Genomic DNA, 17,282 nt, shown 5'->3' with positions numbered 1-17,282 from the left:
ATGCTAGTTTCTTATAATTGGGTGAAGGAATTTTTCCCGAATTTAACTTTAAATGCGGCTGATTTGGCGGAGGCGATTACACGTACCGGCATTGAAATTGAAGGCGTTGACTATTTAGATGCGGATCTAAAAAATATTGTCGTTGGGGAAGTTAAAACGTGTGAGAAGCATCCGAGTGCGGATAAGCTAAATAAAACGACTGTTTTAGTGGACGGCGGCGAAACGGTGCAAATCATTTGCGGAGCACCGAATGTGGCAGCTGGTCAGAAAGTTGTTGTGGCACGTGTTGGGGCGCGCTTACCAGGCGGGCTGAAAATTAAACGCGCGAAGCTTCGCGGTGAAGTTTCGGAAGGTATGATTTGTTCGCTGCAAGAATTGGGCTTTGAAAATAGTGTTGTCCCTAAAGCTTATCAAGACGGCATTTTTGTTTTGCCTGATGATGTGGTTGTTGGGGCTAACGCGGTGGAACTTCTCGGCCTAAATGACGCGATTCTTGATATGGCGATTACGCCAAATCGGGCCGATGCTTTAAGCATGACAGGGGTAGCGCATGAAATCGGTGCGATTGTGCACGAGAAACCGGCGCTTCCGGAACAACCTGATGTGTCTGAAACGGGTTCGATTGAAGGACGCATTTCAGTTGCGATTCAAGATGCGCAAACGACGCCTTATTATGCAGTGCGAATGGTGGAAGATATCGAAATTAAAGATTCGCCACTTTGGCTTCAAGTAATGCTTATGAAAGCCGGGATTCGCCCACATAGCAACGTTGTCGATGTCACAAACTATATTAATTTGCTTTACGGGCAACCGTTACATGCTTTTGATTATGAGAAAATCGGGAGTAGTGAAATTGTCGTGCGTCTAGCGACTCCGGGCGAGGAAATCACGACGCTTGATGGGCAAAAAAGAACTCTAAATGATGGGCATACGGTCATTACGAATGGAAAAGAGCCAATTGCAATTGCCGGCATTATGGGCGGTGAGAGTTCAGAAGTGTCCAGTGTGACAAAAACCGTTTTACTAGAAGGTGCGATTTTTGCAAGTGAGTATATTGGTCAAGCGTCACGCGAACTAGGCATTCGTACGGAAGCGAGTATTCGTTACGACAAGGGGAGCGACGCGTTCAAGGTGGAACAGGCTCTTGCGCACGGCGCCGCATTAATTGCGCTTCTGAGCGGTGGGAAGATGCTTGCTGGTTCTGTCGAGGAAGACAACCGGGATGCGTACAAAAATGTTGTGACAACCACACTGACACGTGTGAATCGCTTGCTAGGTACGGCCATTTCAAGCGAGGAAGTCGAAGTTATTTTTGATCGTCTAGGATTTGAAGCGACGATTTTAGCTGATCAAATTGAAGTGCGCGTGCCGTCACGCCGCTGGGATATTACCATTGAGGCGGATATTTTGGAAGAAATCGCACGAATTTATGGCTATGATAAAATTCCTGTGACGCTACCAGAAACGGCGACGGCAGGTGGCTTAACGCCAGCTCAAACGCTGAAGCGCGAACTGCATGACGCACTCCAGGGGGCCGGCTTAAATCAAGCGCTCACCTATTCTTTAACTTCAGAGAAAGAGGCTACAAGGCTCGCTTTATCTAAAGAAAGGGTTGTGAGTCTTGCGATGCCGATGAGTGAGGAGCGGAGTAAGCTTAGAACGAGCATTATTCCAGGGCTTCTGCACGCGGCTAGCTATAATGTAGCCCGCAAAAATACAGATGTGGCATTTTATGAAGTGGGAAGTGTGTTTTATGGCACGGAAGGCGACGCGCTACCGGTCGAGGAAGAGCACCTCGCTGGCCTTATGACGGGGAACCGTGTGCTTCCTGACTGGCAAAAAGAAACAAAAACAGTCGATTTCTTTGTGCTAAAAGGCATACTGGAAATGTTGCACGAGCGTTTAGGTCTACAAGCGCCATTTCGTTTTGAGAAGTTGGTCAAAGAAGATATGCACCCAGGGCGCACAGCGCAAGTATTTTTAGGCGATGCGTCCATCGGCTTTATCGGCCAAGTTCATCCGGCGCTTCAAAAAGAATATGATCTAAAAGAAACATACGTATTTGAGTTAAACCTACAAGCAATTGTTGCCGCGGAGAAGAAGACGGTTGTTTACCAAACGATTCCGCGCTACCCTGAAATGACGCGCGATGTGGCGCTACTTGTTTCAAAAGACACGACACAAAGTGCCATTTTAGATGTGATTCAGGAAAATGGTGGTAAATTGCTTCACGCCGTGCAATTATTCGATATTTTCGAAGGCGAAAGTATTGGCGAAGGCAAAAAATCAATGGCGTATACGCTAACTTATTTGGATCCAGAACGAACACTTGTCGAGGAGGAAGTTACGGCAGTCAATCAAAAAGTGATGGCGGCTCTGACAGAAAAACTAGGCGCGGTTATTCGTTAAACATGAAAAGTTGCAGGAAGTTTTCCTGCAACTTTTTTGTATGAAATTTCACATTGTTCGGCTATAATAGAACAAGGAACTTCAAAAGAAATGAGGATAGAATATGGCATTTGTGGAGCTAAAAGATGTGTATAAGCGTTATGAAATGGGGGAAACGACGGTTGTCGCGAACGATGGCATTAATTTTCAAATTCAAAAAGGTGAATTTGTCATTATTGTTGGACCATCAGGCGCGGGGAAATCGACGGTTTTAAATATACTAGGCGGTATGGATTCGGCAGACGAGGGGGCCATCATTGTGGACGGGACGGACATTGGCGCATACTCGGCGAAGAAATTGACGGGTTACCGAAGAACGGACGTCGGTTTTGTTTTCCAGTTTTACAATTTGGTGCCAAACTTAACGGCAAAGGAAAATGTGGAGCTTGCGGCGCAAATTGTACCCGATGCTTTAGACGCAGAAAAGGTTTTAAATGATGTTGGCTTGGCGCATCGTTTGGACAATTTTCCAGCACAGCTTTCTGGTGGTGAGCAGCAGCGTGTGGCGATTGCGCGTGCGCTTGCGAAGGCGCCAAAACTACTTTTATGCGATGAGCCGACGGGGGCACTCGATTATGAAACAGGAAAATCGGTGTTAAAACTTTTACAAGATACATGTCGTGAAACGAAAACGACGGTCATTGTCATTACGCATAACTCTGCGATAACGCCAATTGCTGACCGCGTTATTGAAATTAATAATGCGAAGGTGCGGGATATTCGAGAAAACAAAAATCCAGTATCGATTGACAGCATAGAGTGGTAGAGGAGGATTTTTGTGAATAAAAAAGCTTTATGGAAAGATATTTGGCGCGAAGTTTGGCAGACGAAAAGTCGCTTCTTCTCGATTTTAGCTTTAATTATGCTCGGCGTTGCTTTTTTCGCAGGTTTAAAAGCGACGGGTCCCAATATGTTATTAACGGCGAATCAATATTATACGGATTACGGTTTGACTGATAACGTCGTGCAATCGACTTATGGATTAGACGAAACGGACGAAGCGGCACTAAAAAAAACGCCGGGTGTGAAACGCGTTGAAATGCAATATACGGCTGACTTGCTCTTAAAGCAAAATAAAGCGGTCATGCGCTTATATTCTTACACGGAAACGCAAAAAGTAAACCAATATCAAGTTGAATCTGGTCGCCTCCCCGAAAAGTCAGGAGAAGTCGCACTTGACGCCACGGAGGCGATGAAAAAAGACTTTAAAATCGGAGACAAGGTCACTTTTGTTAAAAATAATGGCGCCAAGCCGAGCGATACGCTGAAGCGTGATACATACACTGTGGTCGGTTTTGTGAACAGTCCGATGTTCATTGAAACGAGCGGTCGCGGGACGAGTTCCATTGGAAAAGGAAAAACAGATGCGATTGTTGTTGTGCCAAAGCAAGATTTCGATATGTCGGTCTATACGCAAGCCAATTTGACATTTACGAATACGGTAGGCGAAGCGGCTTTTTCAGATGCTTACAATGAGGCGGCGGACGCAAATGAAAAGCAAATTGAAAAAGTCCTCGACACGCAAGCGGATAAAAGGTTCGCCAAAATTCAAAATGACGCAAAAGCTAAAATTGCTGACGGCGAACAGAAATGGCAAGATGGCCGTGCTGAACTGGCGGAAAACCAAGCCAAATTAGATGCGGCGAAGCAGGAACTGGATAGTGGCTTTGCGAAATATAAGACTTCGAAGGCAGAATTTGATGCGCAGATGCAAACGAGCGAGGCCGAACTCGCGACAGGGCGCGAAAAATTGCGTGTCGCACAGCAAAACATGACGGACGCGAAGGCAAAAATTGCAACGGGTGAGCAGGAAATCAAACAGGCGAAAGAGCAATTGGCAGCCGGAAGAGCCGATTTAGACGCGACACAAGCCGAACTTGATGCGAAACGTGCGGCGCTTGGGGCGGCAAATGAAGCGGCGAAGGCACAGCTTGAAGCGGCAAATCAAAAACTGGCGGCGGAGCGTGCAAAATTAGATGCGGCAGAAAAAACGCTTGCGACGAAGCAGGCTGAACTAGATGCGGCGAAAGCAAAACTGGTGGCTGGTGAAAAGGAATATGCAGCAGGTGTCGCTGAATTAAACGCGGGCGAGGAAAAACTTCGTTCTGGCCGTTCAAAGGGTGAACGTGAACTAAATGCGGCGCTTGCCAAATTGAATGCTGGTCAAGCTGCATATGAGGCAAACTTGGCGACGTTTAATACGGAAAAGAAAAAAGCGGAAGCTGAACTGGCTGATGCGGAACAAGACTTGCAAATTGCGAAGGAAAAACTGGCGGATATGGAAAAACCGAAATATTACGTGCTAGACCGTTCGAGTTACCCGGGATACAATGAGTATAACGAAAATACGGAACGCCTCACGTCACTTTCGACGGCCTTTCCAGCTTTCTTCTTCTTAATTGCAGCACTTGTTTGTTTGACGACCATGACGCGCATGGTGGAAGAACAGCGAACGTTTATCGGTACTTACAAAGCGCTCGGCTACAACAACATGGATATTATGAAGAAGTTTTTAGTTTACGGATCGCTTGCTAGTTTGGTGGGGACTGTTCTTGGGCTCCTCATTGGTTTTCAACTGTTCCCAAATGTCATTTTCAATGCGTACGGGACGATGTATAAAATGCCACCAATTGAAATCGCCTTTTATCCAAGCTACAGCATTATTGGGCTTATTGTGGCGCTCGTCTGTACGACTGTAACGGCGTTTGTCGCTTGCTACGCAGAACTAAAAGCAAGTGCGGCAACACTAATGCGACCGAAAGCACCTAAAAAAGGGAAGCGCATTTTACTTGAGCGAGTCACACCGATATGGAAGCGAATGCGTTTTTCTGACAAAGTAACCGCACGCAATATTTTCCGCTATAAACAGCGTATGCTAATGACGGTTATTGGGGTTGCGGGGTGTACAGCGCTGATTCTAACTGGTTTTGGTTTGCGCGATTCGATTAGCGATATTGCAACGCTCCAATATGGTAATATTATGAAATATGATGCACTTGTTTCGCGCGATACTACTGCAACGAAAACGCAAAATACAGAATATGAGAAATTGATGCAAGATATTAATATTACCGCACGCAAATCGGCTTCGCTAAATGCAATGGACGCGATTCAAACAGGGAAAAATCAAAGCGTTAACGTGACCGCATTTGAGTCGACAGCTGACTTAAACGACTTTATTGTATTACGCGACCGGAAAACTCACGCCGCTGTGCCACTTTCAAATAATGGCGTCGTCATCACCGAGAAACTCGCCGATTTATTTGATTTACAAGCAGGTGATGCGCTAACCGTGCGGGATGCGAATAACGAAGAGCACCAGCTAAAAGTGACGGGAATTGCCGAAAACTACGCCGGGCACTATGCTTATATGACGAAATCCTACTACACGAAAATCTTTCATGAGGCACCAAAATATAACACTGATTTACTAAATCTCAAAGATACCTCGCAAAAAACCGAGAATCGTTTTGCAGAAAAACTCATTGATGACGGGGCTGCTCTTCAAGTCACCTATTCAAACACGATTAGTTCGCTGTTGACAGATACACTGGATAGCTTAAATGTCGTGATGATTGTATTAATTGTTTCGGCGGCTATTTTAGCCTTTATTGTGCTTTACAATTTGACGAATATAAATGTTTCCGAACGAATCCGTGAATTATCAACGATTAAAGTGCTAGGCTTCTATCCAAAAGAAGTGACGCTGTACGTGTACCGTGAGAATATTATTTTAAGTATGATGGGAATTTTAGGCGGCTTTGTGTTAGGATTTTTCCTGCACCAGTATGTGATTACAACGGCGGAAATTGATAACATGATGTTTAGTCCAATGATTAGATGGCCAAGCTATTTATACTCAGCTATCTTGACCCTTGTTTTTTCCACGATTGTGATGCTCGTCATGCATGTTAAACTTAAACGGATTGATATGATTGAAGCGCTGAAATCAGTGGAATAAAGAGTAGCTACGTCTAAAAAGACGTGGCTATTCTTTTTGTTTTACTTTTTCAAGTGAGTAGCGTATATTAAATTTAGTTCAGGGGGTGAATCATTATGAATGAGAAGCAAATTAATCGTTTTGTAAACAGCTACATGCGCACATATATTTTTGCTTTTAAAGAAGTGAATCAAGCCATTGAAAATGTTCAATTTGAGCAAAAAAAGATTTCGGTCGAACAGTTTTTTTTGTTACGCGAGCTAACGCAAAATGGGAGCATGAGTGCAACAGAGCTCTCGAATTCATTGAACGTAAACAAAAGTGCGATTTCTGCTAAAATTCACAATTTGGAAGAAAAAGGCTTACTTGTGCGTACTGAAAATCCTACCGATAGACGTGCAATTATGCTTCATATTTCAGAAAGTGGGAATAGTATTTTTAAACTGTGCGAAATGGAAATGAAAAATCTTGTTCATAAATGGTTGCAACAACTTGGCGATGAAGATGCGGATTTGTTTATGAATTTATATGATAAAGTCATGGATTCGGTTGTGGAGACGCACGCAAGAGGAGGAAATAAAGTATGATGAATTGGGTCATGAAACTAAGGTGGGGAATCTTGGTAGCATGGATTGCAGCAGCGGCAGTCCTGATGTTAGTCGCACCAAGCATGCCTGATCTTGTTCGCGAAAAAGGGGAATTAAAGTTGCCGGACGGCTATCCATCAACTATGGCAACAGACCTCCAGAAAAAACATAATCCAGATAGTAAAGGTGAAGCTTACATCGCGGTTTATACGTCTGACACAAAACTTACGAACAAAGACTTTGACAATATTGAAAAATCACTGGATTCGATTAAAAAGGATAAAGAACAACTACACGTCACGGAAGTACTCGATAGCTTTGACACGCCTGAATTGAAGGATCAGTTTTTATCGAAGGATGGCAAGACGCTTGTCGCGAGTTTGACGGTTGACGCAGGCGACACACCGGTAAAAGAAATTCGTGCTGATTTAGACAAAAAAATGAATGTTCAAGGTGTTGACACGTATTTAACGGGTAACGCGCTCATTCAAGAGGACGTTGTGCAAGGCTCAGAGGACGGTTTACATAAAACAGAAGGTATTACGGTAGCGTTCATTCTCGTTGTGCTATTTCTTGTGTTCCGTTCGGTCATCGCACCGTTTATCCCACTTGTCACGGTTGGGATTAGTTATTTAGCGGCGCAAAGTATTGTCGCGTTTCTTGTGCAATATTTAAACTTCCCGGTTTCCACCTACACACAAATTTTCATGGTTTGTATCATGTTTGGCATCGGGACCGACTATTGTATTTTACTGATGAGTCGGTTTAAAGAGGAGGTTGGCAGTGGGCTTTCTGTGCGCGAAGCTGTGATAGAAACTTATCGTACAGCTGGGCGAACAGTCATTTATAGTGCAATCGCAGTCCTTGTCGCATTTCTTTCGCTTTATTTTGTACAATTCGACTTATACCGCTCGGCAGTTGCAGTCGGTGTAGGCATCGTGGTGCTCATGCTTTCGATTTACACGCTCGTACCATTTTTCATGGCAACACTCGGTCGGCATCTTTTCTGGCCGCTCAGTAAAAATATTGCGCATAAAGAAAATAAATTGTGGGGCGCTGCTGGAACACTCGCTTTCCTACGTCCGTTTGTTGCGCTCCTCATCGTTGGGCTCATTACGATACCGCCAATTATTTTGCATACTGGTGAAGAAAGCTTTAACTCACTCGATGAAATTAGTGATAAATATCCATCGAAAAAAGGTTTTGAAATCGTATCAGATAGCTTCGGGGCAGGTCAAGTAGCGCCAACACAAGTTTATCTTGAAAATGACGACAACATGAAAACGAGCGAATATATCGCACTGATTGAAAACATCTCGGCAGACCTTGCAAATTTAAAAGGAGTCGACATGGTGATGAGCGCCTCACGGCCAGCTGGAAAACGGCTTGATGATTTATATGTAAAAAATCAGGCTGACGCACTAAATCAAGGTGTCGGTAAAGCGAACAGTGGCGTTGGTGAAATTAAAAACGGACTTGATGAGGCGAACTCCGAAATAAGTAAATCGGGGCCGGCATTAAATTCAGCCATTTCAGGCGTTGATGCGCTTCAGTCGGGGACAAGCGAAACAAAGTCGGGCGTTTCACAGCTTGAAGCGGCTCTAAAACAAATTCAAACAGGGATTGAAAGCGGCGCAAGTGGAGCTGGTGAACTAGAAGAGGGCGTTAAAACGGCTCGTGCAGAGCTCACCAAACTGCAAAATGGGCAAACGCAGCTTTTAGACGGCTACAAGGAAGTTCAGGCGAATTTGCAGAAAATCTCCAATCAGCTTTCTAGCATGCAAAATGCGGACGGATCTGCGATTGATACTTCTGCGCTTACCAATCAAATTAAAAAAGTAGGGGCTTCACTTCAAACGTTTGCAGCGGCGCATCCGCAGGCGGCTCAAAATCCGGAGTTTAATCAACTAGTTCAAGATGTAAAGGGACTAGAAACGGCTGGAACACAGTTTAAATCGGAAATTGGCAAGCAGATGGCGCAAATTAAAACGCAAATGGAACAATTGAATGCGGGCATTGCTGCACTATCAGATGCGATGCAGCAACTGAATGCACAGTCGGAGCAAATTTCAAGCGGGCTTAGCCAGTTTAACACTGGTTTAGCGGCGATTGAAACGGGCTTGTCCAGCCTCGAATCTGGTTTGAATCAAGCGGCAGCAGGGCAAAAACAAGTTGTGAGTCAGATGCCGCAAATCGAATCAGCGCTCACCCAAATTGAACAGGGCCAAGGAAGCTTGAAAGACGGTTTTTCCAAAATGAGTGGGCAAATTGGTCAACTTTCGACAGGACTACAAGCAAGCGTTGACGGGCTGGGACAAGTTCAAGACGGGCTCACGAGTGCGAGCGGTTTAGTCGGAGAGTGGGCGAAGGCGCCGTACTCCGAGTCCGGTGTGTTTGTGCCAGATGCGCTTCTTCAGGATGAAACGTATAATAAGGCGCTCAGCCAATATATTTCAAGCGACGGGAAGCTTGCGACGATTAATGTCGTGTTAACGAAAAACCCGTATTCCAATGCGGCGATGAATTCCATCGATGACATTAACGCGCAATTAGATGCAAGCTTAAAAGGCACAAAACTGGAAAACGCGAATGTTGGTATCGGTGGTATGACAAGTACAAACTACGATACGCGTGATATGTCCACATCGGATTATCACTTAGTCGTCATCTTAGTTCTCGTCAGTGTCTTTGTGACATTAGTCATCTTACTTCGTTCGCTTGTGATGCCGCTCTACCTTGTTGGCTCTATTGTGCTAACATATTATGCGGCGCTTGGCTTTGCGGAAATTATTTTCACAAGGATTTTGGATTACAGCGGGCTAACGTGGGCGACGCCGTTCTTCGGGTTTGTTGTACTCGTTGCACTCGGAATCGATTATTCCATCTTCCTCATGAGCCGTTTCAACGAATATACAGGCATGGCAATTAAGGATCGAATGATTTTGACGATGAAAAATATGGGCGGCGTTATTTTCTCTGCGGTTCTCATTCTAGGCGGAACTTTTGCGGCGATGATGCCAGCTGGCGTGCTTTCGCTTCTTGAAATTGCGACAGTCGTCTTAATCGGCCTTATCCTATACGCCTTTGTCGTCTTACCACTATTTGTTCCAGTCATGGTTAAACTATTTGGCAGAAGCAATTGGTGGCCGTTCGTTCCAACAAAAGGTGAACGACACGAAGAACGTTAATCAACAGCAAAAATCAAGCGAAGCCGTGTTAAAATGGCATTTTCGCTTGATTTTTGCTTTTTAATTTGGCATCAGTTCCATATTTTCGCTATAATAAAATTATGAAACAGACAGATGGAGGCACAAAACATGATTCAACTTGGAAATGATTGGGACGAACTTTTAGCAGCAGAATTTGAAAAAGACTATTACTTGAAACTTCGTGAATTTTTAAAATATGAGTATGGTTCGCGGCAAATCTATCCGGATATGTATTCGATTTTTAATGCGCTGAAATATACATCGTATGCTGATACCAAAGTCGTTATTTTAGGACAAGACCCGTATCACGGAGCAAATCAAGCGCATGGACTTTCGTTTTCCGTGCAAAAAGGAATTCCGGCTCCGCCGTCTTTGCAAAATATTTATTTAGAGTTGCAACAGGATTTAGGTTGTGCGCTTCCGAATAATGGCTATTTAAAACCGTGGACAGACCAAGGCGTATTACTACTAAATACCGTGTTAACTGTTCAGGCAGGGCGCGCGAATTCGCATCATAATCGTGGTTGGGAAGGGCTGACGGATAAAATCATTGCGCTTTTAAACGAAAAAGAAGAGCCCGTCGTGTTTATGTTGTGGGGCAAAAATGCCAAACAAAAACAAGCCGTGCTCACGAATCCCAATCACCTCACGTTAACCAGTTCCCACCCAAGCCCGTATTCCGCAAACTACGGATTCTTTGGGTCTAAACCGTTTTCCAAGACGAACATGTACCTCACCCAAAATGGTGTAACGCCAATAAACTGGCAAATTCCGAACTTATAAAAAATCCCCGAACAAAAAACTGTTCGGGGATTCGCTTATAATCGTGCCAAACGCTTTGCTTTTTCCGTGTTGGCAAAATGTTTTTTCGTATATTTTTCCAAAGTAGCTTCTCCGTAGGTTTTGATAATTTGAGCGGCAACTTGGTCGACTTTTGCGCCAGCGCCTTTTGTGAGCGGCATGTGAAGTTCTTGCTCCATTTCTGAAAAGGCTTCAACAAACTTATAGCGCGCAATGATGGAAGCGGCCGCAACCGATAAATGAAGTCCTTCTGCCTTGGTGGCAAAATAAACATGTTCGCGAACAACATCACTTTCTTTAGCTAAATAGCGATAATAGGTGTTCTTTTCCGCGAATTGATCGATTAAAATCGCTTCTGGTTGGGCAGGCCACATACGTCGTAAAACATTGCCGAGTGCGCGGTTATGGAGCATTGCTTTCATTTGTCCTTGATTCATTCCCTCATCGACAAGTTCATTGTATTTGGGATTTGGACAAAGCAAAACGCTGTGCGGAATAATCGGCATAATTTTTTCAGCAATGCGGCAAATTTCAGGATCTTTCATCGCTTTGGAATCTTTGACGCCAAGCGAAGTGAGTAGCGGCATTTGTTCTTTCGCGACATAAGCGGCACAAACGGTAATCGGACCGAAAAAGTCACCCGTGCCAACTTCATCAGAACCTAAAACATCTTTTCTGGCAAAGCCTTCTGGCAAGCTATTTGTTGCTACTTTAGGCGCTTGCTTCGGAAGCATTTGCCCCCATTTGGCTGCTTCGACTTCACCGCCGTTCCCTTGAAACATCACTTTCCCAGATTTATAGGCCGTTATCGAAACACTACCTTTTTTGGCAGAAAAAATAGCGCCTGGTGGGAGCTTCGGGTTCAGAAAATTCGCATATGCCTGCTTCATCTCCCCCAATTGATTGGTTGCTACTTGTATTACGGTATTTGCGATAAGTCCTCTTCCTCTCACGATTGGTCAATCGTATTGTATCACAATTTTAAGGACGCCAAAACAGTTTTAAGTCCAGAGGCTGATTATTTAGAAATTAAATGCTATATCTTTTCATAAAAAGCTTTTCGTGATAATATGAATTTACGAGAGCGATTCAAAAATGCGAGGTAAGGAGGGGAACAGAGTGGCAGAAAATGAAAGAAATAGAATTACAACATCCATTTATGGGCGTGATTATACGATTGTAGGCTCTGAACCGACCGAGCATTTACAGCATGTTGCGCATTTAGTAGACACTAAAATGCATGAAATTAGTGCTCAAAATCGTGCATTAGACAGTGGACGTCTTGCTGTCTTGACAGCAGTTAATGCAACACACGATTATGTGTTGTTAGAAGAAAAATATAATGCGCTAAAAAATGAATTAGCGAGATATAAAGGAAGAGACGTATGATTGTAGATATTATCATTATTATTTTACTTATAGGCGGTTTTTTTACCGGCTACCGAAATGGCTTTATTAGACAGCTTGTCGTGACATTAGGTTATTTTTTATCTTTCTTCGTGGCTTATCATTATTTTTCAGATTTAGCACCGCACTTAAGCTTTATCCCGTATCCGGGTGCTGATGCAACAGATTCAGTCTACAAACTGCTTGAAGTGTTGCATACAGAGGAAGCTTACTATAATGCCATTGCATTTATTCTTATCTTTTTAGCAGCAATTATCATCGTTCATATGATAAGCTCACTAATTGGAAATCGTACAAAAATTCCTGTTATTAGCCAAGTCAATGGCTTGATTGGTGGTATTTTAGGCGTCATTGCGATTTATTTATTTATCTTTGTAGTCCTATACTTAACAGCGATTTTCCCAGCTGAATGGGCAGAGAATCTGATTCAAGGCTCAAGTATTTCGGAATGGATACTCGAAAACACACCTATTCTTTCCGAACGCTTTTACGACTGGATGACTGGCGTTTTACCTGAATAACCTCAATACCAGCTTTTTAAGCTGGTTTCAGACTGATGATAAATGGCAATCTTCGGAGTTCTTGCCTCCGTCCCGGTCTTCACGTATACAAATACGCTCCAGTACGGTACTCGGCAATGCATGATTTAGCATCAGTATGATTGTGCGTGGTACGTTTTGTTTGACTTAAGTTTAAAGTTTGTAAAATAAGACCAGCTTAAAAAGCTGGTCTTATTTAAGGAAAAGGTAGTTACAAAGAGGTGAAGGTGATGGTGAAAAGTAAGAAAGATATTATTCGCTTACTTGAAGAAATTGCATTATATATGGAGTTAAAAGGGGAAAATGCCTTTAAAATTTCAGCGTTTCGAAAAGCAGCGCAAAGTATTGAATTAGATGACCGAAGTTTAAGCGAAATGGACGATATTACGAAGCTTTCTGGTATTGGGAAAACAACAGGAAGTATTATTACGCATTTTTTAGCGACCGGGGAATCGCCTGAACTTGATACACTGAAAAAAGAGGTGCCAGCTGGTCTTGTGCCGCTTCTTGATGTGCAAGGACTCGGTGGTAAAAAGATTGCACGTTTATATCAAGAACTGGGCATTACGGATAAAGAATCGCTTTTAGTAGCGGCCGAGGAAGGGAAGATTACGGCGCTAGCTGGTTTTGGGCAAAAATCGGTCGATAAAATGGTGGAAGGTGTAAAGGCGTTAGGCGACCGCCCCGAGCGTTATCCAATTAAAGAAGTGCTGCCTGTTGCGAAACAAGTGGCGCAATTTTTAAATGGCATCGCTGAAATTGAAACGTACCAGGAAGCCGGAAGTTTGCGGCGGTTACGGGAAACCATTAAGGATTTGGATTTTGTCATTGCCACAACAGAAATCGAAAAAGTCCGCGAGAAATTGCTTTCCTTCGAGCTGATTGATGAAGTGATTGGCGCGGGGGATACGAAGGTTTCGGCAGAGCTTGATGCGGGAATTAAAATCTCGATTGATTTTCGCTTGGTGGAACCAAAATTTTTCGCAACGACACTGCACCATTTCACGGGCTCAAAAGAACATAATATTAAAATGCGCCAAATTGCGAAGGCGCGTTCGGAAAAAATTAGTGAATACGGCGTTGAGGATAATTCAGGCGAAAACCTCGTATTTGAATCGGAAACGGCATTTTTCAAGCATTTTGATTTGCCATTTATTCCACCAGAAGTAAGACGTGATGGCACGGAAGTGAGTCGAATTGCAAAGGAAAATTCATTTGTCCAGCTAGCGGATATTCGTGGTGATTTGCATATGCATACGACTTGGTCAGACGGGGCATACTCGATTGCGGAAATGGTTCAGGCATGTATTCAAAAAGGTTATGAATACATGGTGATTACCGACCATGGTAAATTTTTGCGGGTTGCAAATGGCTTAAACGAAGAGCGGCTCAAAAAGCAGATGGAGGAAATCCAAAAGGCGGCATCGCAATATCCGGAAATTGACATTTATCACGGCGTAGAAATGGATATTTTAACGGATGCAACGCTTGATTTTTCTGACGAGATTTTGAGCGAGCTCGATTTTGTCATTGCATCGATTCATTCGGGATTTTCAGGGTCGGAAAAAGAAATCATGCAGCGGCTTTCGGTAGCTGTAGAAAACCCGTATGTTCGTTTGATTGCGCACCCGACTGGACGTGTGATTGGCAGGCGAAATCCGTATTTAGTCAATATGGAAGAATTGGTTAAAATGGCGCAAGGAACTAAAACGGCACTTGAACTTAATGCGAATCCGGAGCGCCTTGATTTAAACGCAGAGCATTTACAGCTTGCGAAAGAAAATCATGTAAAAATTGCAATTAATACAGATGCACATGATACGCGTCATTTGGATTTTATGGAACTTGGCGTGCGTGCGGCTACAAAAGGCTGGCTTTCAAAAGAGGATATCATCAACACGATGTCGAAAGAGGCTTTCAAGCAGTTTTTGCAGAAGAAATAAAGGAATGAAAAAATATGGAGAAAAAAGTCGAGCATGTTTTAGAGTTTGATAAAATAAAAAAATTACTGGAACCCTTCGCCGTTTCTACGCTTGGTGTGGAGGCCATTCGCAGCTTAGAGCCCGAAACCTCGCTTGCTACGGTTCAAAAAATGCAAAGCGAAACAGAGGAAGGCGCCAAAATCATTCGTTTGAAGGGAAGTGCGCCGATTACTGGCTTGAGCGATGTAGCTCAGCACCTGAAGCGTTTAGAAATTGGTGGGGATTTAAACGGCCTCGAAGTCTACCAAGTGGGAAGTAACTTGCGTGTCAGTCGGCTGATGAAAAACTTCATGGACGATTTAGAAGAAATTGGCGTTGAACTGCCGCTGTTATTTGAGCTGGCTAGAGAGATTTTAGTCCTCCGTGATGTAGAAGAAGAAATTAATTTAACGGTTGATGAGGCCGGATATATTTTGGACACGGCGAGCGAAACGCTCCGTTCTGTGCGCTCCTCGCTAACTCGCACGGAAGGTCGTGTGCGCGAAAAATTGGAAAGCTTACTGCGCGATCGAAATGCGGCTACGATGTTAAGCGACGCGATTATTACGATTCGAAATGATCGTTATGTTATTCCCGTGAAGCAGGAATATCGCAGTCATTACGGCGGCGTCATTCACGATCAGTCGGCTTCTGGCCAAACGCTCTTCGTTGAGCCGCAAAGCGTTGTTGATTTAAATAACGAACGCCGCGCTCTTCAAGCGAAGGAAAATCAAGAAATGGAGCGCATTCTCGCTGAAATGTCCGCGAAATTGGCGGAATTCATTCAAGAAATCCATCATAATTCGTACATTTTAGGACGTTTTGACTTTATTTTGGCTAAAGCAAGGTTTGGGAAGTCACTAAAAGCGGTTACGCCACACTTGAATGAAGAAGGCATTACCAAATTGTTTGCGGCTAGACACCCCCTTTTAGACCAAGAGCATGTGGTTTCAAATGATATTCTGCTAGGTGATGGGTATTCTGCGATTGTGATTACAGGGCCGAACACAGGTGGGAAGACGATTACGCTGAAAACGCTTGGACTTTTGACGATTATGACGCAAGCGGGGCTGCAAATTCCGGCACAAGAAGAATCAGTTGTTGCGATTTATGATGATGTTTTTGCAGATATTGGTGATGAACAGTCGATAGAGCAAAGTTTGAGTACATTTTCTTCGCATATGACAAACATTGTTTCGATTTTGCAGAAAATGAATCATCGTTCGCTCGTCCTTTTTGATGAGCTTGGCGCGGGAACGGACCCGCAAGAAGGGGCGGCGCTTGCAATTGCTATTTTAGATGAGGTCGCGAAACGCGGGGCGAGTGTCGTGGCGACAACGCATTATCCAGAATTAAAAGCCTACGGGTACAATCGTGCTTTTGCGACAAATGCATCGGTTGAATTTAATGTGGAAACGCTAAGTCCGACATATAAATTGCTAATTGGTATTCCGGGGCGAAGCAATGCGTTTGAAATTTCGCGCCGTTTAGGGCTTAACAATGCTGTTATTGAAGGAGCTAGGGCGCTTGTTGATACGGAAAGTGCCGATTTAAACGAGATGATTTCGAGCTTGGAAGAAAAACGCAATTTGGCCGAAAAAGAATACGAGGAAGCGGCGGAACTTGCAGGGGATGCCGAAAAACTTTTGAAGGATTTACAAAAGGAAATTCAAACGTATTATGCGCAAAAAGAGAAGTTACTCGAACGCGCGAATGAAAAGGCAAGTGAAGTTGTGGAAGCGGCGGAAGTGGAGGCGGAGTCAATCATTCGGGAGTTGCGCGAACTGCAACTTCGCGGGGCATCAGGCGTCAAGGAACATGAGTTGATTGATGCAAAATCGCGTCTAGCGGGCGCAAAACCGAAAACCATTCAAAAAAATGTTGTTCATCCTGTCAAAAAAGTGGCACATAAATATCAGGAAGGTGACGCCGTTCGGGTGCTCTCTTTAGGTCAAAAAGGCGTGCTTTTAGACAAAGTGAGCGAAAAAGAATGGAACGTCCAAATTGGGATTATTAAAATGAAAATAAAAGAAACTGATTTGGAATACATTCAGCCTGAAAAGCCGAAAAAACAACGCGTAATTACAAATGTTCGAAATACGGAACCAGTGCGCGCAGAACTTGATCTCCGCGGCATGCGTTACGAAGACGCACTTTTTGAAGTCGATAAATATATTGATGAAGCGCTACTTGCCGGCTATCCGCGTGTGGCGATTATTCACGGAAAAGGAACTGGCGCGCTTAGAACGGGCGTCACGGAGTTTTTGAAAAACCACCGCATGGTAAAAAGTATTCGTTTTGGCGATGCAGCTGAAGGCGGAAATGGCATCACAATTGCTGAATTGAAGTAGTGAGCAAAAAGATGGCTCTATGCGTCTAGCTGGTGCTAT

The 17,282-nt window shown here is 43.9% G+C and carries 11 protein-coding genes; 10 read left to right on the top strand and 1 reads right to left on the bottom strand.

What is annotated here, in order from left to right; translation table 11 throughout:
• The 6 genes from pheT to BN1609_RS01300 all read left to right on the top strand — a co-directional run bounded on the left by pheT (nucleotide 1) and on the right by BN1609_RS01300 (nucleotide 10,967).
• The gene (gene pheT, locus BN1609_RS01325) at nucleotides 1–2,409 is read left to right on the top strand and encodes a phenylalanine--tRNA ligase subunit beta (protein WP_088815201.1); all 2,409 of its coding nucleotides are present in this window, start codon (nucleotides 1–3) and stop codon (nucleotides 2,407–2,409) included.
• Nucleotides 2,410–2,512: 103 nt separating this feature from the next.
• Entirely contained in the window at nucleotides 2,513–3,214 is a 702-nt protein-coding gene (locus BN1609_RS01320; protein ID WP_088808792.1) for an ABC transporter ATP-binding protein, read from the top strand.
• Nucleotides 3,215–3,226: 12 nt separating this feature from the next.
• The gene (locus tag BN1609_RS01315) at nucleotides 3,227–6,409 is read left to right on the top strand and encodes an ABC transporter permease (protein WP_088840427.1); all 3,183 of its coding nucleotides are present in this window, start codon (nucleotides 3,227–3,229) and stop codon (nucleotides 6,407–6,409) included.
• Nucleotides 6,410–6,504: 95 nt separating this feature from the next.
• Nucleotides 6,505–6,975: a MarR family winged helix-turn-helix transcriptional regulator gene (locus tag BN1609_RS01310; RefSeq protein ID WP_088808794.1), complete on the top strand. Its 471-nt coding sequence runs from the start codon at nucleotides 6,505–6,507 to the stop codon at nucleotides 6,973–6,975.
• Complete coding sequence (locus tag BN1609_RS01305; RefSeq protein WP_088815306.1) at nucleotides 6,975–10,163, top strand: MMPL family transporter; 3,189 nt, start codon at nucleotides 6,975–6,977, stop codon at nucleotides 10,161–10,163. Before BN1609_RS01310 ends, BN1609_RS01305 begins: the two co-directional genes overlap by 1 nt.
• A 129-nt stretch (nucleotides 10,164–10,292) precedes the next feature.
• Nucleotides 10,293–10,967: a uracil-DNA glycosylase gene (locus BN1609_RS01300; RefSeq protein ID WP_088838728.1), complete on the top strand. Its 675-nt coding sequence runs from the start codon at nucleotides 10,293–10,295 to the stop codon at nucleotides 10,965–10,967.
• Between the two features lie 35 nt (nucleotides 10,968–11,002).
• Here the strand turns inward: BN1609_RS01300 and rnhC are convergent, their stop codons facing one another.
• The gene (gene rnhC / locus BN1609_RS01295) at nucleotides 11,003–11,920 is read right to left on the bottom strand and encodes a ribonuclease HIII (protein WP_088809068.1); all 918 of its coding nucleotides are present in this window, start codon (nucleotides 11,918–11,920) and stop codon (nucleotides 11,003–11,005) included.
• A 160-nt stretch (nucleotides 11,921–12,080) separates the two neighbouring features.
• On the opposite strand from rnhC, the gene zapA reads away from it, so the two are divergent.
• From zapA to BN1609_RS01275, 4 genes are all read left to right on the top strand, one after another.
• Nucleotides 12,081–12,374 (top strand): cell division protein ZapA, encoded by a 294-nt coding sequence (zapA, locus tag BN1609_RS01290; protein ID WP_179946365.1) that lies wholly within the window; start codon nucleotides 12,081–12,083, stop codon nucleotides 12,372–12,374.
• Entirely contained in the window at nucleotides 12,371–12,913 is a 543-nt protein-coding gene (locus BN1609_RS01285) for a CvpA family protein (protein WP_088808797.1), read from the top strand. The genes zapA and BN1609_RS01285 overlap by 4 nt, the downstream gene beginning before the upstream one ends.
• Nucleotides 12,914–13,161: 248 nt before the next feature.
• Nucleotides 13,162–14,874, top strand: coding sequence for a DNA polymerase/3'-5' exonuclease PolX (gene polX / locus BN1609_RS01280; protein ID WP_179946592.1), 1,713 nt, complete (start codon nucleotides 13,162–13,164; stop codon nucleotides 14,872–14,874).
• 14 nt (nucleotides 14,875–14,888) lie between these two features.
• Nucleotides 14,889–17,243, top strand: coding sequence for an endonuclease MutS2 (locus BN1609_RS01275; RefSeq protein ID WP_088808798.1), 2,355 nt, complete (start codon nucleotides 14,889–14,891; stop codon nucleotides 17,241–17,243).
• The last annotated feature ends 39 nt before the right edge of the window (nucleotides 17,244–17,282 follow it).

This window comes from Listeria sp. ILCC797, assembly GCF_900186185.1.
Taxonomy (GTDB): Bacteria; Bacillota; Bacilli; order Lactobacillales; family Listeriaceae; genus Listeria; species Listeria goaensis.
Note: the sequence above shows the minus strand (reverse complement) of the source record. Positions and strands in the feature narration are given on the sequence as shown.